Annotated in this window: 17 protein-coding genes; 11 read left to right on the forward strand and 6 right to left on the reverse strand. The window is 60.8% G+C overall.

All coding sequences use genetic code 11. From position 1 onward, the window contains the following. Positions 1-112 precede the first annotated feature (112 nt). From ACZ889_RS19330 to ACZ889_RS19345, 4 genes are all read left to right on the forward strand, one after another. On the forward strand, positions 113-1,627 hold the full coding sequence (locus ACZ889_RS19330) for an amidase (protein ID WP_088512160.1): 1,515 nt from the start codon (positions 113-115) through the stop codon (positions 1,625-1,627). A gap of 87 nt (positions 1,628-1,714) precedes the next feature. Continuing rightward, positions 1,715-2,296 (forward strand): nitrile hydratase subunit alpha, encoded by a 582-nt coding sequence (nthA, locus tag ACZ889_RS19335; RefSeq protein WP_064490623.1) that lies wholly within the window; start codon positions 1,715-1,717, stop codon positions 2,294-2,296. A gap of 41 nt (positions 2,297-2,337) precedes the next feature. Continuing rightward, on the forward strand, positions 2,338-3,000 hold the full coding sequence (nthB, locus tag ACZ889_RS19340; protein ID WP_180689967.1) for a nitrile hydratase subunit beta: 663 nt from the start codon (positions 2,338-2,340) through the stop codon (positions 2,998-3,000). Continuing rightward, positions 2,997-4,259 (forward strand): GTP-binding protein, encoded by a 1,263-nt coding sequence (locus ACZ889_RS19345; protein WP_180689966.1) that lies wholly within the window; start codon positions 2,997-2,999, stop codon positions 4,257-4,259. The genes nthB and ACZ889_RS19345 overlap by 4 nt, the downstream gene beginning before the upstream one ends. A 111-nt stretch (positions 4,260-4,370) precedes the next feature. Here ACZ889_RS19345 and ACZ889_RS19350 read toward each other — a convergent pair whose 3' ends face one another. Continuing rightward, positions 4,371-5,240, reverse strand: a complete 870-nt coding sequence (locus tag ACZ889_RS19350) for a DMT family transporter (protein WP_180689965.1) — start codon at positions 5,238-5,240, stop codon at positions 4,371-4,373. Between the two features lie 121 nt (positions 5,241-5,361). Here ACZ889_RS19350 and ACZ889_RS19355 point away from each other — a divergent pair, with 121 nt between their 5' ends. Further along, positions 5,362-6,744, forward strand: a complete 1,383-nt coding sequence (locus tag ACZ889_RS19355) for an aminotransferase-like domain-containing protein (RefSeq protein WP_180690116.1) — start codon at positions 5,362-5,364, stop codon at positions 6,742-6,744. Positions 6,745-6,873: 129 nt separating this feature from the next. Here ACZ889_RS19355 and ACZ889_RS19360 read toward each other — a convergent pair whose 3' ends face one another. Next, positions 6,874-8,208, reverse strand: a complete 1,335-nt coding sequence (locus ACZ889_RS19360) for a sensor histidine kinase (protein WP_047604928.1) — start codon at positions 8,206-8,208, stop codon at positions 6,874-6,876. Then, positions 8,205-8,864, reverse strand: coding sequence for a response regulator transcription factor (locus ACZ889_RS19365; protein WP_003248169.1), 660 nt, complete (start codon positions 8,862-8,864; stop codon positions 8,205-8,207). The genes ACZ889_RS19360 and ACZ889_RS19365 overlap by 4 nt, the downstream gene beginning before the upstream one ends. Before the next feature lie 132 nt (positions 8,865-8,996). On the opposite strand from ACZ889_RS19365, the gene ACZ889_RS19370 reads away from it, so the two are divergent. From ACZ889_RS19370 to ACZ889_RS19395, 6 genes are all read left to right on the forward strand, one after another. Continuing rightward, the gene (locus tag ACZ889_RS19370; protein WP_476257692.1) at positions 8,997-9,320 is read left to right on the forward strand and encodes a PepSY domain-containing protein; all 324 of its coding nucleotides are present in this window, start codon (positions 8,997-8,999) and stop codon (positions 9,318-9,320) included. Between the two features lie 91 nt (positions 9,321-9,411). Then, a complete protein-coding gene (locus ACZ889_RS19375; RefSeq protein WP_003248166.1) occupies positions 9,412-9,882 on the forward strand; it encodes a DUF2271 domain-containing protein in 471 nt (156 codons plus the stop codon). A 25-nt stretch (positions 9,883-9,907) separates the two neighbouring features. Continuing rightward, on the forward strand, positions 9,908-12,088 hold the full coding sequence (locus tag ACZ889_RS19380; RefSeq protein ID WP_476257693.1) for a PepSY domain-containing protein: 2,181 nt from the start codon (positions 9,908-9,910) through the stop codon (positions 12,086-12,088). Next, on the forward strand, positions 12,078-13,043 hold the full coding sequence (locus ACZ889_RS19385) for an FAD:protein FMN transferase (RefSeq protein ID WP_476258026.1): 966 nt from the start codon (positions 12,078-12,080) through the stop codon (positions 13,041-13,043). The genes ACZ889_RS19380 and ACZ889_RS19385 overlap by 11 nt, the downstream gene beginning before the upstream one ends. Positions 13,044-13,112: 69 nt before the next feature. Continuing rightward, positions 13,113-13,814, forward strand: coding sequence for a VIT1/CCC1 transporter family protein (locus ACZ889_RS19390; RefSeq protein WP_476257694.1), 702 nt, complete (start codon positions 13,113-13,115; stop codon positions 13,812-13,814). A gap of 211 nt (positions 13,815-14,025) precedes the next feature. After that, positions 14,026-14,502: a GNAT family N-acetyltransferase gene (locus tag ACZ889_RS19395; RefSeq protein ID WP_012052503.1), complete on the forward strand. Its 477-nt coding sequence runs from the start codon at positions 14,026-14,028 to the stop codon at positions 14,500-14,502. A gap of 74 nt (positions 14,503-14,576) precedes the next feature. On the opposite strand, the gene ACZ889_RS19400 is transcribed toward ACZ889_RS19395, so the two are convergent. Genes ACZ889_RS19400 through ACZ889_RS19410 form a run of 3 tightly spaced genes read right to left on the reverse strand, consistent with a single transcriptional unit; the run spans position 14,577 to position 18,786 of the window. Then, positions 14,577-15,980, reverse strand: a complete 1,404-nt coding sequence (locus ACZ889_RS19400; protein ID WP_476257695.1) for an ATP-binding protein — start codon at positions 15,978-15,980, stop codon at positions 14,577-14,579. Then, complete coding sequence (locus tag ACZ889_RS19405; protein WP_476257696.1) at positions 15,977-17,791, reverse strand: DAHL domain-containing protein; 1,815 nt, start codon at positions 17,789-17,791, stop codon at positions 15,977-15,979. The genes ACZ889_RS19400 and ACZ889_RS19405 overlap by 4 nt, the downstream gene beginning before the upstream one ends. Beyond that, a complete protein-coding gene (locus ACZ889_RS19410; protein WP_180689959.1) occupies positions 17,788-18,786 on the reverse strand; it encodes a cytochrome-c peroxidase in 999 nt (332 codons plus the stop codon). The genes ACZ889_RS19405 and ACZ889_RS19410 overlap by 4 nt, the downstream gene beginning before the upstream one ends. Positions 18,787-18,813 lie beyond the last annotated feature (27 nt).

The following is an 18,813-nucleotide window of genomic DNA, read 5'->3' on the forward strand; positions in this document are numbered from 1 at the left end:
CCAAGTACCGCTCGCGCGCTGGCGCTAGCTTGTTACCAGGCCCAGCCGCGGCGAGCCTCTCGAATAGTCATTTATCGGCCCCTGCGGCCTGCCACCGGAAACAGGACACCCCATGGCCATCATCCGCCCGACGCTCGAACAGTTGCAGGCCCTCGCCAGCCGCCTGCACATGCAGCTGACCCCCGAACAAGCCAGCGAATACCTGGCGCTCATGCAGGCAAGCCTCGACGCCTATGACCTGGTCGACGAACTGCCGGACTTCATCCCCTTGGTGCGCTACGAGCGCACTGCGGGTTACCGCCCCTCCAGCCGGGAGAACCCGTTGAACGCCTGGTACTACCGTACCGAGGTGATGGGCGCCAGCACCGGCAAACTGCTCGGCAAAACAGTCGCACTCAAGGACAACATCTCGCTGGCGGGCGTGCCGATGATGAACGGTGCCGCGCCACTGGCCGGTTTTGTACCGTCATTCGATGCCACTGTGGTTACGCGTTTGCTCGACGCCGGGGTGACCATCCTCGGCAAGGCCACTTGCGAGCACTACTGCCTGTCCGGCGCCAGCCACACCTCGGACCCGGCACCCGTGCACAACCCATTGCGCCCTGGTTTCAGCACCGGCGGCTCTTCGTCGGGCAGCGCCGCGCTGGTTGCTGCGGGCGAAGTTGACCTGGCGGTGGGCGGCGATCAGGGCGGTTCAGCACGTATTCCCGCAGCGTGGTGCGGCATCTATGGCATGAAGCCGACTTTCGGGCTGGTGCCGTATACCGGGGTGATGGCGATCGAGGCCACCTTCGACCATGTCGGCCCGATGACCAGCAACGTGCGCGACAACGCGCTCATGCTCGAAGTCATGGCCGGTGCCGACGGCCTTGACCCACGCCAGGGCGTGCCCGAGGTCGATACCTATGGCAGCTACCTCGAGCGCGGTGTACGCGGGCTGCGTATCGGCATCCTCCAGCAAGGTTTCCAGCTCGCTAACCTTGATCAGCGCGTTGGCGACAAGGTGCGCAGCGCCATCGCTCGCTTCGAGGCGTTGGGCGCAGTGGTCGAGGAAGTATCGGTTGCCGAGCATACGCTGGCCGGCTCGCTATGGAGCCCGATCGGCTGCGAAGGCCTGACCATGCAGATGATGCACGGCAACGGCGCGGGCTTTAACTGGAAGGGCCTGTATGACGTCGCCTTGCTCGACAAGCAGGCCGGCTGGCGAACCCAGGCCGACGCCCTGTCGCCCTCGCTCAAGCTGTGCATGCTGGTTGGCCAGTTTGGCCTGGAACACTACCACGGCCGTTACTACGCAAAGGCGCAGAACATCGCCCGTTTCGCGCGCGCCGGCTACGACAAGGCGCTGGAGCGCTACGACCTGCTGGTAATGCCAACCGTGCCCATCATCGCCCAGCCGCTGCCGGCACCAGGTTGCTCGATCACCGAGAGTGTCTCGCGCGCGCTGGAGATGCTCGGCAATACCGCCGCACAAGACATCACCGGTCACCCGGCCATGTCCATCCCTTGCGGCCTGGTCGACGGCCTGCCGGTGGGGCTGATGCTGGTCGGCAAGCACTATGCCGAAGGCACGATCTATCAGGCCGCGGCAGCGTTCGAGGCCGCGGTGGACTGGCGCACGCTGTGACCCAGGCAGCAGGCGCTGCGCCCCTGAAAAAAACAACTGGCACAACAACAGATTTCAACAACCGTGTTGGACGAGAGGAGTAATCCCATGACGGCAACTTCAACCCCTGGTGAGCGCGCACGCGCACTGTTTGCAGTGCTCAAGCGCAAAGACCTCATCCCCGAGGGCTACATCGAACAGCTCACCCAGCTGATGGAACACGGCTGGAGCCCGGAAAACGGCGCGCGCATCGTCGCCAAGGCCTGGGTCGATCCGCAGTTTCGCGAGCTGCTGCTCAAGGACGGTACGGCCGCCTGCGCCCAGTTCGGCTTCACCGGCCCACAGGGTGAATACATCGTCGCCCTGGAAGACACCCCGCAGTTGAAAAACGTGATCGTCTGCAGCCTGTGCTCCTGCACGAACTGGCCGGTGCTGGGCCTGCCGCCTGAGTGGTACAAGGGCTTCGAGTTCCGTGCGCGGTTGGTCCGGGAGGGGCGCACGGTATTGCGCGAGCTGGGCACCGAGTTGCCCGGTGACATGGTGGTCAAGGTCTGGGATACCAGCGCTGAAAGCCGCTACCTGGTGCTGCCGCAACGGCCAGCGGGCTCAGAGCATATGAACGAAGAGCAGTTGCGGCAACTGGTCACCAAGGATGTGCTGATCGGCGTCGCCCTGCCCCGCGTTGGCTGAGCAAAACCACCCAACCCCATTCAACTTCCGGAGTGTTCAATATGGATGGCTTTCACGATCTCGGCGGTTTCCAGGGCTTTGGCAAAGTGCCCCACCGCATCAACAGCCTGAGCTACAAGCAGGTGTTCAAGCAGGACTGGGAACACCTGGCCTACAGCCTGATGTTCATCGGCGTCGACCACCTGAACAAGTTCAGCGTCGATGAAATACGTCATGCCGTCGAACGCATTGACGTGCGCCAGCACGTCGGCACCGAATACTACGAACGTTATGTGATCGCCACTGCCACGCTGCTGGTCGAAACAGGCGTCATCACCCAGGCCGAACTGGATGAAGCACTCGGCTCGCACTTCAAGCTGGCCAACCCCGCCCATGCGCAAGGGCGTGCTGCAATTACCGGGCGAGCGCCTTTTGAAGTGGGCGACCGGGTCATCGTACGCGATGAATACGTGGCCGGGCATGTGCGCATGCCTGCATATGTGCGCGGCAAGCAAGGCGTAGTGCTGCACCGGACCACTGAACAGTGGCCGTTTCCGGACGCGATTGGCCATGGCGACCAGAACGCTGCGCATCAACCGACCTACCATGTCGAGTTCCGCGTGCGGGACCTGTGGGGCGATGCCGCAGACGACGGCCTGGTGGTGGTAGACCTGTTTGAAAGCTATCTGGACAGGGTCGAAAGCCCGCGAGTGGTGCGCGCATGAGTGCCGGCGCCCAGGCAGGCCGGCTGCCGGTGACGGTCCTTTCAGGCTTCCTCGGCGCAGGCAAGACCACCCTGCTCAACCACATCCTGCGCAACCGCCAGGGCCTGAAGGTGGCGGTTATCGTCAATGACATGAGCGAGGTCAACATCGATGCCGCCCAGGTCCAGCGCGACGTTGCGCTGTATCGTGGCCAGGATGAATTGATAGAGATGAGCAACGGCTGCATCTGCTGCACCCTGCGCGCCGACCTGCTTGAGCAGATCAGCGCGCTGGCGCGCCAGCAGCGTTTCGATTACCTGTTGATCGAGTCCACCGGGATTTCCGAGCCGATGCCAGTCGCCGAGACCTTTGCCTTTCTCGACGCCAACGGCTTCAGCCTCAGCGAACTGGCGCGGCTGGATACGCTGGTGACGGTGGTCGATGCCAGCCAGTTCATGGCCATGCTCGACTCACCCGAAACCGTCGCGCGGGCCAACGTCGCCACGGATGACAGCAGGCGCCCGCTGGCCGATCTGCTGATCGAGCAGGTCGAGTATGCCAACGTGATTCTGGTCAACAAACGCGACCTGGTCGACGAGGCGCAGTACCAGGCCCTGCAGGCAGTTCTCGCCGGGCTCAATCCAGGCGCACAGATCCTGCCGATGGTGACCGGCAACGTCGCCCTGTCGAGCATCCTTGGCACCCAGCTGTTCGATTTGCCCAGCCTTGCCGCAGCGCCCGGCTGGATGAAACAGATGGGCGCGCACGACACCCCGGCCGGCGAGTCGCAGACCTATGGCGTAACGTCATGGGTCTACCGAGCGCGCGCCCCGTTCCATCCGCAACGCTTGCTTGATTTTCTCGCCCGGCCCTGGCGCAACGGCCGTCTTCTGCGCAGCAAAGGTTATTTCTGGCTTGCCAGCCGCCACCGCGAAATCGGCTTGCTGGTGCACAGCGGCCAGCAGTTTCAGTGGGACTATGTTGGCCATTGGTGGAACTTCATCGACCCGTCACAGTGGCCACAGGACAAGTATCGCTTGCAGGGCATCATGGCCAAGTGGGACAGCATCGTCGGCGATTGCCGTCAGGAGCTGGTGTTCATTGGCCAGGACCTGGATACCCAGACACTGCAACGCGAACTCGACCATTGCCTGCTGAGTGCAGAAGAAATCGCCATCGGTCCGTTGGACTGGGCAAGGTTGCCGGGGGGCAGCGCGTTCGACAACCGGGCCTTGTCGGCCACCAAGACGCAGTCATTACCGGCTGATGCCATTTTCTAGTTGGAGGTGCGGAGTACGTCTCGCCGAAAGTCGGCAACCGTTTTGCAGTGGCGAGACAACCGGCCCCGTTAACCCCATCAGCTCGACATTGCGCTCTGCCTGGCTGTTCATCTATTGGGCATATTTCCTGGCCCCGTAAACACAGATGACAGCACCCAGCGTCACGAGAAGCATCGTCCAGCTGACATGCTCGTGCAGAAGCAACGCTGCCAGCCCAAGCCCCATGAACGGCTGAAAGAGTTGCAATTGGCCCACTGCCGCAATCCCCCCCTGGACGAGCCCTCGGTACCAGAACACAAACCCGATCAGCATGCTGAACAGTGAAACGTAGCCAAAGCTGAACCACGCAGGGGCACTTACCCTGGCAAAGTCATCAGGGGCTGGAAGATTGACCACCGTCAGCAGCAGCATGAACGGCAACGCTACCAGCAACGCCCAGCTGATCACCTGCCAACCACCCAATGTCCGCGAGAGGCGCGCTCCTTCGGCATAGCCCAACCCACAGACCACAACCGCAGCCATCATCAGCAGATCGCCCACCGCCGACGCCTCGCCTCCGTTCATCAACGCATAGCCAGCGACCAATCCGGCACCTGTCGACGAGAACAGCCAGAACAATGGCCGAGGTCGTTCACCGCCCCGCAGAACCGCAAATCCTGCGGTACACAATGGCAGGAGCCCGACAAAAACGATGGAGTGAGCAGAGCTTATGTGCTGAAGGGCAAATGCTGTCAGTAGCGGGAAACCGATAACAACGCCGAGCGCTGTTACGGCCAAGGGCGACAAATCCCGCCGTTTGGGTCGAGGCTGGCGTAGCACGATCAGAAAAAGCGCGCCCAGCATGGCGGCAATTGTTGCCCGGGCACAGGTGAGGAACGTCGGTTCGAAGTCGGCCACTGCCACTCGGGTTGCCGGCAACGAGCCTGCAAAGATGGCGACGCCTATGAAACCGTTGATCCACCCGTTTGCTGATTTTTCCATCGGTAAGTCCTCGATAAGCCAAGGCTCAGTACATCACCGACAGGCTCACCCAGACCATGTACAATCCAATACACTTAAACCAAACTGTTATGCATATGAATCCAGCACAGTTGAGGGTGCGATGAAACGGGACGGAACGCGAATTCGAACTGTCATGGGTGAAATCCAGTCGCGGATAGCCTCTCGAACCTACACACCAGGCGCGAGAATTCCCTCGGTGCGTGCGATGGCTCAGACCATGCAAGTGTCGGTTTCTACGGTGCTTGAGGCCTATGAAAGGTTGATGGCAGAGGGTGTACTCAACTCTCGCCCTGGCTCCGGCTTTTACGTAGCCGGGCCAGTGGCACCCCTGGTGCTCACCGAACTCGGCCCAAGGCTTGATCGTGAAGTGGACCCGCTGTGGATCTCGCGCCAGTCTCTAGACACCGCTAGCGATGCGTTGAAACCGGGGTGCGGGTGGCTACCGGCCTCCTGGATGTTCGAAGCCGGCTTGCGCAAGGCGCTTCGCACCGTTGCCCGTTTAGACACGTCGAAACTGACGGAGTACGCCTCGCCACTTGGGCATCTGCCGCTCAGGCAGTTCCTGTCACGCAAGCTGACAGGGATCGGGGTCGAAGCCCCTCTTGAACAGATCATGCTCACTGAGTCCGGCACCCACGCCATCGACCTGGTCTGCCGTTTTCTGCTTGAGCCGGGGGACACTGTGCTGGTCGACGACCCCTGCTATTTCAATTTTCACGCACTGCTGAAAGCGCACAGGGTGAACATCGTAGGCGTTCCCTACACCGCGACGGGCCCGGACATCGATGCTTTCGGCGCTGCCCTGCTCGCGCATTCTCCCCGGTTGTACATAACCAATTCAGGCATCCACAACCCGACCGGCGCTACCCTGTCTCCGGTCACGGCACACAGGTTGCTGAAGCTGGCCGACACCTCCAGCCTGGTGATTGTAGAGGACGACATCTTCGGGGATTTCGAGAATGCGCCAGCGCCACGGCTGTCTGCCTTCGATGGCCTCTCTCGTGTCATCCAGATCGGTAGCTTTTCCAAGACCATCTCCGCTTCGATTCGATGCGGCTACATCGCGGCTCGCAGTGACTGGATCGAGAGCCTGGTCGATCTCAAGATTGCGACCACATTCGGGGGTGGCCGCCTGGCCGCGGACATCATCCATCTGGCGATTACCGATAGCGGGTACCGGAAACACATGGAAAGTGTTCGCCTAAGGCTGGCCGAGGCTATGGACAGAACGGTAGCGAGGCTTCGGGCCATTGGCATCAAGCCCTGGATAACGCCCCAGTCAGGCATGTACGTCTGGTGCCAACTCCCTCAAGGCAAGGATGCAGCAACGCTGGCTCGGGCTTGCTTGAATGAAGGTGTAGTGCTGGCGCCTGGTAATGCGTTCAGCCAGTCGATGGCTGCGGGTGATTTCCTCCGTTTCAACGTTGCCCAATCGGGTGATGCCAAAATTTACGAAGTGTTGAAACGGGCGCTGAGTGCTTAGTCGCGTGACCAATCCACGTTCTACCTGAGCAAGGATCGTTAGATGCAGGCCTTCATCTCCTGACGTTCAACCTGGCCGAGGGTCGGGTATCGGGAAAGCACTGTTGAACGTGGTGAGTTCCAGGGTCTTTCAGGATGGGGCAAGCGGTAACCAGATGCAGACTTCAAACCCATCGCGTCGACCTGTTGCCGGGGAGAACAATGCCATGCGCGCGTTTACCCCCTGCACGATGGTTTTGGCAATCGCCAAGCCCAGCCCTGAACCACTGATCTCACTGTGACCGCGCACAAAACGCTCGGTCAGGTGCTCTAATACAGACTGCGGCACTGCCGGGCCGCTGTTGACTATCCGCAGCTGTGCCTGATCGGTGAGACTGACTTCGACCGGTTGGTCCGTTGCACCATACTTCAGCGCATTCTCAATCAGGTTGCGCAGCAGGATGCCAAACGCGTCCGGGTCAATGATCGAGTACACGCCGGCCTGACTTGGCAACTGCAACTCGATGCGCTGCCCGCTGCGCTGGTTCCACTCGTCGACGCCGTGGGCAAGCAACGGAATCAGGTCTTGTGGCGTTTCGGACAACAGCCCGCCGCCCTCCGCTTTGGCCAACTGCATGAGCTTTTCTGAAAGCCTTGAAAGCTCGCGCAACGCCTGCTCGATCTTCTGCGCACGCAGTCGCAGCGGACCTTCCGGCGCTTCGTGGTGTAACCGCTGGATCTGCGCCAGGGTCGAGGCCAATGGCGTGCGCAGCTCGTGAGCGCTGTTGGCGGTAAAGCTGCGCTCGGCCTCAAGGGCATTGCGTAAGCGCTCCAGCAGGTGATTGACCGCCTCCGCCAACGGATCGATTTCTGCTGGCAGGTGCGCCACCTTGATCGGCGACAAGTCACCCACACCGCGTGTTTCAATGGCACGACGATAAGCCCGCACGCTGCGCAGGCTGAAACGTACAAACAACCAAGTGCCCGCCAGGCTGACAGGAATCAACACCATTAGAGGCAACAACAACGCAAACAAGGCCTCCCGCGCGGCTTCACGACGATGACCAAGCGGTTCGGCCATCTCGATGAACAGTGTCTGGCGCAATGCGCTAGCGCCATACAATCGGTATTTTTCAGAAGTGGAAAAACCTTCAGACGGTTGTCGGTTGAAAATCTCCGGGTTGGCGTCGTGAGATTGCATCAGAATCTTGCCCTTGGCGTCGCGCACCAGGTAAGTCAGGTACTCCTTGTGCATCTTCAGCGTCGCTACGTGTTGTGCAGTCCGGGATTCTTCCCGATTGCTGATTTCCAGCACAGCCAAGGGCAGGATGCGTTGTGCTGTCTCTTCCAAGGCGCTATCGAACGCTTCGTTCAACTCATGCCGCACCACGAGCCAGGCCCCCACTGTCGCTACCAGCCAGAGTAAAGTCATACCAAGCGTCAGCCCCAGGCCGAGACGTATCTGCAGGCTCGAAGACGGCTTCATGCGGACATTAACCGGTAGCCCATGCCTCGCACGGTTTCGATCAGTTCGCGTCCGAGTTTTTTACGTAGACGGCTGATGTATACCTCGATGGTATTGCTCTCGATTTCAGCGCCGAACGCATACAGCCGCTCTTCGAGCTGCGACTTTGACAGCAGTGCACTGGGACGCTGCACAAACGCCTCGAACAGCGCCCATTCCCGCGCCGTGAGGTCCACCGTCGCACTGCCCCGCTGCACCGTGCGGGCACTCATGTCGACCTGCAAATCACCGAGTTTGATCTGTGGATTGGGGTTGCCGCTATAACGGCGGCCCACCGCTGCCACGCGGGCCGAGAGTTCAAACAGGTCGAACGGTTTGACCAGGTAGTCATCGGCGCCAGCGTTCAGGCCGGCGATACGATCGGAAATCTGATCCTGAGCGGTCAGGATAATCACCGGGGTCACGTCTCCTGCCGCGCGTTGTTGACGCAGAAAGTCCAACCCGCGCCCGTCCGGAAGCATCAGGTCCAGCAAGATCAGGTCGTAAGGCGTCGTGCGGACGCTGTTGCGCGCGTGGTCCAGGCGCTGTACCCAATCGACGGCGTGGCCGTCATCAGCAATTTGTTCGCGCACCGCTTCACCCAGGCCTGGAGCGTCCTCAACCAGTAGAACCCGCATCTGACACCTCCCGTGATGGTTGTCTTGCAGCACCTTAATCGCCGTGCCTGATGTGAATCTGAAGATTCAGCTGGCTGTCAGGAAGGCACTTTAGGCTATGCCACAGACGCCGCCCTCGACAGGAGACAAGTCATGAAATCCGGTTTTATTGCCTATGCCACGCTGTTGAGCTTGCTGCTCAGCGGTTACGCCCTGGCCGGTGACGACTGCAGCGACCCGGTGAGCGACTGGCAGCCTCGCGAAACCTTGCGTCAGCAGGTAGAGCGGCAATACGGCTGGCGCGTGCAGCGCATCAAGGTCGACGATGGCTGTTACGAACTCAAGGGCCAGGACCGCAAAGGCAATGACATCGAAGCCAGCTACTCCCCGGCATCGCTGCGCCTGAAGACACTCGAGGTCCATTTGCGCAATGACGGCGATGCCAATGACTATCTCGGCAGCCCGCTCGCCGAATGACAACTCACCTGTCTATGAATTTTCCTGCCGTTCAGGTTGCTGTCAGCCGGCAGGTCCAGGCTCTCGACCTGACGATCAAGAGGACACGCTCATGAAAAAGATCATCGCAGCAACCTGCCTCATCGGCGCCATTACCCTACCGGCGCTGGCCCAGGCCCGTGAAGTGACCCTGACCACGCAGCTCAAGGACTACAGCGGCAATGATGCCTACCTGGCGATCTACGTCACCGACGCCAATGGCCAGTACCAGAAAACCCTCTGGGTGGCCGGCAAGAAGGCCAAATATTACAAGCACCTGGCCGACTGGGCCCGGGGCAGCGGGATGAACCCGAGCGAATTCGACGGGGTCAGCGGCGCCAGCGTCGGCAGTGGGGGCACGCTGAAAGTCAGCGTAGAACTGGCGGACACGCTGATTGATGCCGGGTATCAGATCCGCATCGACAGCGCCGTCGAAGACAAACGCGACGCCCGCGGCGATGTCAGCGTGCCGCTGACCTCCAAGGGCGCAGGCAAGCCCGCGACCGGCAATGCCTACGTCGACGCCTTTACTTACGACCTGTAGCACCCGCCACCTCCGGAGGCTGAACATGCTTCGTCAGTTCCATTCCCTTCCTGGCCTGATCGCCGCCCTGTTGGTCATGGTATTGGCCAGCAGCGGCGCGATTCTGTCTGTCGAGCCGGCGCTGGAGCGTCTGCACAGCACGTCCACTTCTGCCGGGCAACTCAACGTCGGCCAACTTGCCGGGCGCGTGGCCAACCACTTTACGGGGGTGGAGCAGATCCAGCGCTCAGCGTCCGGCACGGTGATCGTCTACTACAACCAGAACGGCAAGGCCGGGGCGGAGAAGGTCGACCCACTGACCGGCCAAGGGCTCGCCCCTTACGAGCCATCCGCGTTCACCCGCTGGGTGAAAGACCTGCACCGCTCGCTGTTCCTTGGCACGCCGGGCCATGGGGTGTCGGGTGTTGGTGCCCTGCTCATGCTGGCGCTGTCAGTGTCCGGCGCGCTATTGCTGGCCCGACGCCTGGGTGGCTGGCGCAACCTGCTACGGCCGCTGCGGGGCACTTTCAGCCAGCGCTGGCATGCTGAAGTCGGGCGACTGGCCTTGCTCGGGCTGTTGTTGTCGGCACTGAGCGGGGCCTACCTGTCCGCCACCACGTTTGGTTTTATCGCCGACGGCAGTCAAGGTGAACCCGCCTTCCCTGCCCACGTCAGCGCCGGCCCGGCCTTGCCGGTGGCAAAACTGCAGGCCTTGCAGGCCACCGACCTGAACGACCTGCGCGAGCTGGTCTACCCGAGCCCCGGCAACCCTCGCGATGTGTTTTCCCTGCGCACAGCACAGGGCGATGGCTACGTGGACCAGGCCAGCGGCGCCTTGCTGTCCTATCAAGCCCACGACCCGATGCTAAACCTCTATGAATTGGTCTACCAGTTGCACACTGGCGAAGGCCTCTGGTGGCTGGGCCTGTTGCTCGGGCTCTGCGCCCTCTGCGTGCCGTTGATGAGCGTGACTGGCATTCTGTTATGGTGGCGCCGCCGCAAGGCTGGCCCGAGCCTCCGCCACAACAGCCCTGCTCATGCCGCCGACAGCGTGATTCTGGTGGGCAGTGAAAACAACAGCACCTGGGGTTTTGCCAAAACCTTGCATGACGCCTTGCACCAGAGCGGCCATCAGGTGCACAGCGCGGCGATGAATGACTGGTTGGGCGATTACCCTAATGCCAAACGAGTGTTCATCCTCACCGCGACCCACGGTGACGGCGATGCGCCGGCTTCGGCTTCGCAGTTCCTGGCGCGGCTGGCCAAAACCGGCATCAAGCCCGGCCTACCCTTTGCGGTGCTGGGCCTGGGCGACCGCCAGTTTGCGCAGTTCTGTCAGTACGCCCAACAAGTGCAGGACGCCATGTTGCAGGCCGGTGGCTCGCCATTGCTGGGGCTGGAAACCGTAAACCGCCAGTGCCCTCAGGCGTTTGCGCGTTGGGGCCACGCGCTGGGCGACGTGTTGGGGCAGGCGCTGGCGCTGGTTCACACCCCGCAGCAGCCGCGTACCCATTCATTGGAGCTGACAGAGCGGATTGCCTATGGCGAACAGGTAAATGCACCGACCCATGTCCTGCGCTTCAAAGCTCGCGGCGGACTGCCGAATTTTCTGGCCGGCGACCTGGTCGGGATTCTGCCCCCGGGCAGCCCAATCCCGCGCTTCTACTCGCTGGCCAGCGGTTCCCAGGACGGCGTGCTGGAGATCTGCGTGCGTAAACACAACGGGGGCATGTGCTCGGAGTTTCTTCACGGCCTGGACATTGGCGCGCAGATTGACGCCTTCATTCAGCCCAACCCGCAATTTCGTCCGGCATCGGGCACGCACCCGGTAATCCTGATCGGCGCCGGTACCGGTATCGGTCCTTTGGCCGGCTTTATCCGCAACAACAAGGCCCGACACCCGATGCACCTGTATTGGGGCGGGCGCAACCCGGCCTCGGACTTTCTCTACGAACCGGAGCTCAACCAATACTTGTCGGACCGCCGCCTGACGCAATTGCACGCCGCCTTTTCTCAAGTCCAGGAGCGCAGCTACGTACAAGACCGGCTGATCAGTGATGCCCTCGCTTTGCGCCGGCTGATTGAAAAAGGTGCCCAAGTGCTGGTGTGTGGCAGTCGCGAAATGGCCAAAGGCGTGATGCAGGCCCTGGATGAAGTCTTGGCGCCCCTCAACCTCAGCGTGCTGATCCTCAAGGCACAAGGACGCTACCGTGAAGATGTCTACTGAGTTGCAGCGTTATAGCCTGAACGGCGAAACCATGGGCACCCGCTACACTGCCCTGTTTTATGCCGGGCCCGGGATGGATACCGACGAACTTGGCCAGCAGCTGGCCCGCGCCGTGGCCCGGGTGGACCAGCAAATGTCCACCTGGAAACCCGAGTCGGACCTCAACCGCCTCAATGCCGCCCCCGAGCAGGAATGGGTATCGGTGCCCAAGGAACTGGCCATGGTGCTGTCTGCTGCATTGCGCGTCAGTCGACAATCCGGCGGCGCCTTCGACATCACTGTCGGTGACCTGGTGAACGCGTGGGGCTTCGGCCCAGCGGCGCGGCAGGTCACAGCGCAGGGGATCGGCACAATTGCGCCGCGCACCTGGCTGTCAGCCGACGCCGCATTGGAGGTTGAGCCACAACGCAATCAGGTGCGCAAGCGCGCGCCGGCGAACCTTGACTTGAGTGGGATTGCCAAAGGTTTTGGCGTGGATGAACTGGCCCGTTGCCTGGAAGGTTCAGGTATCACGCGGTACTTGGTCGGTATCGATGGCGAAATGCGCGCCCGGGGCGTCAAACCTGACGGACAATGCTGGGTCGTGGCCCTGGAAAAGCCCAAAAGGGGCGTGCGTGAAGTCATGGGTGTGATGGAACTTAGCGATACCTCAATCGCGACCTCCGGGGACTACCGACAGTGGATCGACGTGGCCGGTCAGTCCTATGCTCACACCATGAACCCGGCCACCGGCGCACCACTGTGCAACTCGCTCGCCGCCGTTACCGTGGTGGCGACCTCGTGCATGCTCGCCGATGCCTGGGCCACGGCGCTGATGGTCCTGGGCGAAACCGAGGGCCCTCGTCTGGCTCAGGAACGCGGGATGGACGCGCTGTTCGTGCTGCGCGAAGGTGAGCAGTTCAGGGAAATATCCATTGTCGGCGGACAGCTGCAGGTGCAAATTGAAGCCCGCTGACGCCGGCTGCCGGCCCGCTCGGCACCCGTGCAACGTGAACCGCCTGATGACAGGGAGCCGCGTCAAACAATGAAATTCATGCACAGGCACACCGAGGCACACAGAAGTGATCGTATCGGCTGGCTACGCGCCGCTGTCCTGGGTGCCAACGACGGCATTGTCTCTACCGCCAGCCTGCTGATTGGGGTCGCGGCGGCCAACGCCAGCCACGCCACGTTGCTGGTCACCGGAATGGCGGGGCTGATGGCCGGGGCCATGTCCATGGCCGCTGGCGAGTACATTTCGGTGCACTCCCAGGCCGATACCGAGCGGGCGGACCTGTCCCGCGAACGGGCAGAACTGGCCAGCGACCCGAAAGCTGAGCACGCCGAACTCGCCAACATCTACATACAGCGTGGGGTAGCACCCGAGCTGGCACATCAAGTGGCCGATCAATTGATGGCCCATGACGCATTGGGCTCCCACGCCCGCGACGAACTGGGCATCAGCGCCACGCTCACCGCCAAACCGTTGCAGGCCGCCCTGGCGTCCGCCGCGAGCTTCGTGGTGGGCGCCGCCTTGCCGCTGGCGGTGACGTTTGTCGCACCGGAGCACAGCGTGGCCCCCTGGATATCGGGCATGTCATTGGTATTTCTCGGGTCATTGGGGGCTATTGCCGCCAAGGCTGGCGGTGCCAGCATCATGACAGGCGCCTGGCGGGTGACCTTCTGGGGGGCGTTGGCCATGGGCGTCACGGCACTGGTGGGGCACTTGTTTGGCGCGTTGGTCTAGCGCGAGAATCGGGCCTCAGGCCGCGCCATTGGCGGCCTATGCATCGATCCTGCCTAATACCGTTCGGCCAGGGCGCAGAACTCAGCGTCGGAATATTCGGCCCAGTTTCTTCGATGTCATGAATTGTCTCAGCTCGTACGAATCAGACGATTGAAAAGGGGCAATGGCAGGCGCTATAAATCAGGTTTAAAGCCGTTCGACAAGGCACATCATGCAGCTGCATTTCCGGCGTCTCAGCGACGCCCCCATCGCTGACATCATCGCACTCAACAACAACCCCGATGTCTTGCGCCAAATGCCCTTGGGTCGTCCCGACTTTGACGAACGCAAATGCAAGGTGTGGGTTGCCCAAAAAGAGGCCCAATGGGCACTGAATGGCTATGGCCCCTGGGCTTTTTTCGTTGACGGTCAATTCGCCGGCTGGGGTGGCCTGCAGCAGGAAGACGGCGACGCTGATCTTGCCTTGGTGCTTCATCCAGACTACTGGGGGCTTGGCAGAGTGATTTTCGATGAGATCGTACGGCGCGCTTTCCAGGAGATGGGGCTAGCGTCCATTACCCTATTGCTTCCATCAACCAGAACTCGAATCAAAGGTATTCTTCGCCTGGGGTTTTGCCTTGACGCAGAGGTGGATATCGACGGCACGCCCTTCTCACGCTATCGGCTACTCGCCACCGCAAAACATTGACTTGTTGGCGGGATCGTCGGGGCACGCACCCCCTGCCCTTTTGGGGATGTGGCATACCCACCCCGCGTGCGCTATCACAGCGTTGCGCTCTGCTTTACCGGCAGTTGCACACGAAACGTTGTTCCCACTCCGACCTGGCTTGATACGGATATCTCTCCTCCATGTTTCTTTACAATGCCGTAGGAAAGGGACAGGCCTAGCCCGGTTCCTTGGCCGACGGGCTTGGTGGTGAAAAAAGGATCGAAGATTTTCTTGATGTTCTCCGGTGCTATCCCAGCGCCAGTATCCGCAACGTCGATGCACACCCAGGCGCCTTGATGAACAGTGCCCAATGTGATGGTGCCCCGCTCGGGGCCCATGGCTTGGGCGGCATTGAGCACAAGGTTCATTATTACTTGGTTGATCTGCGACGGCAGGCATTCGACAGGGGGTAACGGCTGGTACCGTTTTACCAGGTCGGCTTTATGTTTCAGCTCGCTCGCGACGATGTTAAGCGTGGAGTCAATGCCCTGCTGCAAATCGGCTAATTGCCACTGCTGAGCGCTGTCAACGCGCGAGAAGTCTTTGAGGTCCTTGACGATATGCGCCACTCGACCGATTCCGTCCTTGGACTCCTTGATGAGGATCGGGATGTCTTCCATGAGGAATTCCAGCTCCGTCTGCTCACGAAGCCTTTGCAAGCGCCCAGTGGTTTCGTTTGCGCCGAGCATCAGTTCGGCCTCGCGATAGGCGTCGAGCATCGCTAACAGTTGCTGAAAGTACCCTCCCAGAGTGCCCAGGTTGGAGGACACGAAACCGATCGGATTGTTGATCTCGTGCGCCACGCCGGCGGCCATCTGCCCCAACGAGGCGAGCTTCTCCGATTGCACCAGCTGGCTTTCCAGCTGCTTGCGCTCCTCCATCTCCTGCTGCAGCGCCTCGCTGGCTTGGGTCAGTTGCTGAGTACGCCGCTCTACCCGCTGTTCGAGCTGATGCATTTTCAGCGAGGCTCGTTGGGTCATTTCCCACTTGGTCAGCAAGGTGCTGGCCATTTGCTGGACCTCAATGTTGTCGAACGGTTTTTTCAGGATCAGCAGGCGATCGTGGGCCTGCAGCCGGTCGAGCAACTCATCCCAGGAATAGTCCGAGTAGGCGGTGCAGACGACTACCTGCAACAGCGGATCCTCTTCCCACAGGTGCTCAATGGTTTGAGCGCCATCCCATCCACCTGGCATTCGCATGTCGACGAAGGCTAACGCGTAAGGCTTGCTGGCCTGCAGCGCACGCTTCAGCAGGCCGAGCCCTTCCTCACCGCCATAGGCTGAATCGAGTTCGAATACCGGTCGTTCGTTCTTGATCTGCTCGCCAAACAACAACCCTTCCATCTCGTCCAGCTCAGTGTTCTGCGCTTTGGCCGGGGCAAGGATCTTGCGAAAATCCTCGTGGATAGTCGGCATGTCATCGATCAGCAGAATCCGGCGATTGGTCAGGTCACTCATGCAGGCTCCGTCACCGCGATCAGCGGGATCCTCAGGGTAAAGACAGCACCTAGGCCAGGGCCGTCGCTGTGTGCGGTCAGGTGACCATTCATCTCGATGGCGGCCAAGGCGCAACTGTGCAAGCCGAAGCCATGCCCGTCTTTGCGCGTGGTGAAGCCATGGGCAAAGATCTTCTGCAGGTTTTCGGGCGCAATGCCTTCGCCTTCGTCCAGCACGCTCATTTCCAGCAAGCCCCCATCAATGATGCGCGTCCTGAGGATCATCGTCCGTGGGTCGCTGCCGGGGCCGGACATGGCGTACTTGGCGTTGCTGATAAGGTTGATCAGTATCAGCAACAGCCGATGCCGGTCGCCCATCACCAGAGGCAGATCTGCGAAGTCGCGCACTACCCTCACCTGATGCCGGGTCAACGCGCCTGCGTTCATGCGCAGCGCGTCCTCGACCAGGTCGTTGACCGACAGCGGCACTGGCACATTTTTAGCCCCGGCGTAGGATTGCTGGGTGGCCACCACTTCCTTGATGTGGTCGATGCTCTTGTTCATTCGTTCCAGCTCGATCGCCATCTCCTTCTGTTCATCGGCAATCGCCTCGGTCAGCTGGTTGAGGTAGCCGGGAAGCAACCGGCCTCTGGGATCCTCGTCGAGAAACCGACCGATGTCAGTGGCATGCTCGCGGAACAGCTGCATGGCCTTGCCCAAACCCTGGGTTTTGCTGCTGCGCAACGTTCGAGCGATGAGATCAGAGGATGTGTTCACGCTGTTGAGCACGTTGCCCACGTTGTGCAACACATTGGTGGCGATCTCCGCCATACCTGCCTGGCGCGCGGCGTTGAACAGCTCGCTCTGAGCGTTCCGGAGCGCCAGGGTGCGTTCCTCGACCCGCTGTTCCAGGACGTCATTGGCGCTTTGCAATGCGTTGTTGACCCGTCTCACCTCGGCGAAGCTGCGCACCAACAACGCAGCCAGGCAAATGACCGAGAACATCAGCAAGCCGGATAGCCATAACGTGTAGAGATGGTTTTTACGGTTGATCCTTTCAACCTGCTGTTGATCCCTGTCCAGGAGGCTGGTGATCGTATCCAGGCGCTCGGCAACCGGGATCGCCTCGATCCGTTCGAGCAGGCGGTTGACGACAGGTTGCTCGCGCAGGATCAACGCCACGTGATTGCTCAACAAATTGAGGGGCGTCTGGAATTCTTTGGGCAGGTTCTGCGCGTTAACAGCCAGGTTACCTAACCCCACCTCTATCTCGGCAGCCCTTTCCACAGAGGTAACCTGTGCGAACTCCAGGGCACTTAGCAACAGGTCATAAGTGTCAGTGACGAATACGTGTACCTCCGGCTGATTCGGGGCCAGCATGGTGTTGATCTGGGCCTGAATGCCGTCTTCGGCTGTGGGTAGAAATGCCAACGAATTTCGCAACAAGGCATTGTGCGATTTGAATTGCTCCACGAGCCGAGCCTTTTCCCCAAACGCAGAGAGAAAACCGTCATAGGCATCGCGCCACTGGTCTGAGTCAACGCGCCCTTGCTCGGCTTCCCGGCTGTCGAATCGTGCCCACAGCCGCTTCATCTCCTTGAGGGGGGTCACGAGTGGATCATAGTTATGGGAGACGGCTACTCGGGCCTTGAGCACCTCGTTTTCCCATACAGCATCCTGTTGCTTGAGCTGACGAATGAGATCTCGGGATTCATTGTAGGTCTGGGTCTGCTCTGACCCGGAATTCAGGTACAAGTACAGCAGCATCGACGCCAGTACAAGGACCAACCCACTGAATAGAATCAGGCTTGTGCGCCGGGAAATCACCCTCATGGCTGACCCGCCTTTTCAGCAGTAAGGGTTTTGAGGAACAGCATGATGAGCCTGCGGTCCTCATCGCTTGCGATTCGTCCAAGCTGATACTGGAACATCACGTCGATCGCACGCTCCAGCGTAGGCGCCGAGCCATCGTGGAAATAGGGCGCGGTCATCGCCACATTACGCAGGCTCGGCACTTTGAACACACCCCGGTCGGCCTCCTCTCCGGTCACGTTGAAGCGGCCCTGATCCGCCTCGGTGGGGTTGCCGCGGTCCGCGATGTAGTCGCCGAACACGCCAAATTTCTGGAACATGTTGCCCCCAATATTCACCCCTTGGTGGCAGGCGATGCAGCCATAGTCCTTGAAGCGCTGGTAGCCGTATTTTTCCTCCAGGGTAAGCGCCTCGGTATCGCCCTGCAGGTAACGATCGAAGCGTGCGCCGGGGGTAAGAAGCGTCCTTTCGTAATCGGCCAACGCGCTGAGGATGTTGTCCTTTGTCACCGCGTCCGGGTAGGCATCCTTGAACGCCTTGCGGTAACGCACGTCTGCGGCGATGCGCTGCTCGATCACGCGCCAGTCTCCGCCCATCTCGTGAGCGCTGGTGATCACCGCATCCCCCTGCTCCTCGAGTGACTCGACCCGGCCATTCCAGAACTGTCGGAAATTAAGGCTGGCATTGAGTACCGTTGGCGTATTGAGCGTAAGCGGCAGGCCATCTGCCCCCATGGAAAACGCCCGGTCATCGGCCCCGTACTTGTCCAGACGGTGACAGCTGGCGCAGGACAGTGTGCCGTTGCGCGACAACCGCGGATCGTTGAACAACTGGCGGCCCAACTCGACACGCCCAGGTGCCAGAGTGGGTATCGGAGGCAGCGGCTTGAGCGGCTCGTCCAGCAGCTCGGCCCCGCTGTCCACACTCATAACGAGTAGCACCCACAGGCTCAGGCAACGTCGCAAGCGCTGCGGGCGAAGAACGGAACGAAAACGACAGGTTGTATGCGCGAACATCCGGGAGAATCCTTTTCCCTGGGCTGA

The sequence above is a fragment of the Pseudomonas sp. TE3895 genome, from assembly GCF_056278855.1.

Bases quoted from the DNA above. Each gene is read 5' to 3' on its own strand.
- nthB (WP_180689967.1), top strand. From the start codon at position 2,338: ATGGATGGCTTTCACGATCTCGGCGGTTTCCAGGGCTTTGGCAAAGTG.
- ACZ889_RS19330 (WP_088512160.1), top strand. From the start codon at position 113: ATGGCCATCATCCGCCCGACGCTCGAACAGTTGCAGGCCCTCGCCAGC.
- ACZ889_RS19410 (WP_180689959.1), bottom strand. From the start codon at position 18,786: ATGTTCGCGCATACAACCTGTCGTTTTCGTTCCGTTCTTCGCCCGCAG.
- ACZ889_RS19370 (WP_476257692.1), top strand. From the start codon at position 8,997: ATGAAATCCGGTTTTATTGCCTATGCCACGCTGTTGAGCTTGCTGCTC.
- ACZ889_RS19400 (WP_476257695.1), bottom strand. From the start codon at position 15,980: ATGAGTGACCTGACCAATCGCCGGATTCTGCTGATCGATGACATGCCG.
- ACZ889_RS19355 (WP_180690116.1), top strand. From the start codon at position 5,362: ATGAAACGGGACGGAACGCGAATTCGAACTGTCATGGGTGAAATCCAG.
- ACZ889_RS19395 (WP_012052503.1), top strand. From the start codon at position 14,026: ATGCAGCTGCATTTCCGGCGTCTCAGCGACGCCCCCATCGCTGACATC.
- ACZ889_RS19380 (WP_476257693.1), top strand. From the start codon at position 9,908: ATGCTTCGTCAGTTCCATTCCCTTCCTGGCCTGATCGCCGCCCTGTTG.
- ACZ889_RS19350 (WP_180689965.1), bottom strand. From the start codon at position 5,240: ATGGAAAAATCAGCAAACGGGTGGATCAACGGTTTCATAGGCGTCGCC.
- ACZ889_RS19405 (WP_476257696.1), bottom strand. From the start codon at position 17,791: ATGAGGGTGATTTCCCGGCGCACAAGCCTGATTCTATTCAGTGGGTTG.
- ACZ889_RS19390 (WP_476257694.1), top strand. From the start codon at position 13,113: ATGAAATTCATGCACAGGCACACCGAGGCACACAGAAGTGATCGTATC.
- ACZ889_RS19385 (WP_476258026.1), top strand. From the start codon at position 12,078: ATGTCTACTGAGTTGCAGCGTTATAGCCTGAACGGCGAAACCATGGGC.
- ACZ889_RS19375 (WP_003248166.1), top strand. From the start codon at position 9,412: ATGAAAAAGATCATCGCAGCAACCTGCCTCATCGGCGCCATTACCCTA.
- nthA (WP_064490623.1), top strand. From the start codon at position 1,715: ATGACGGCAACTTCAACCCCTGGTGAGCGCGCACGCGCACTGTTTGCA.
- ACZ889_RS19365 (WP_003248169.1), bottom strand. From the start codon at position 8,864: ATGCGGGTTCTACTGGTTGAGGACGCTCCAGGCCTGGGTGAAGCGGTG.
- ACZ889_RS19360 (WP_047604928.1), bottom strand. From the start codon at position 8,208: ATGAAGCCGTCTTCGAGCCTGCAGATACGTCTCGGCCTGGGGCTGACG.
- ACZ889_RS19345 (WP_180689966.1), top strand. From the start codon at position 2,997: ATGAGTGCCGGCGCCCAGGCAGGCCGGCTGCCGGTGACGGTCCTTTCA.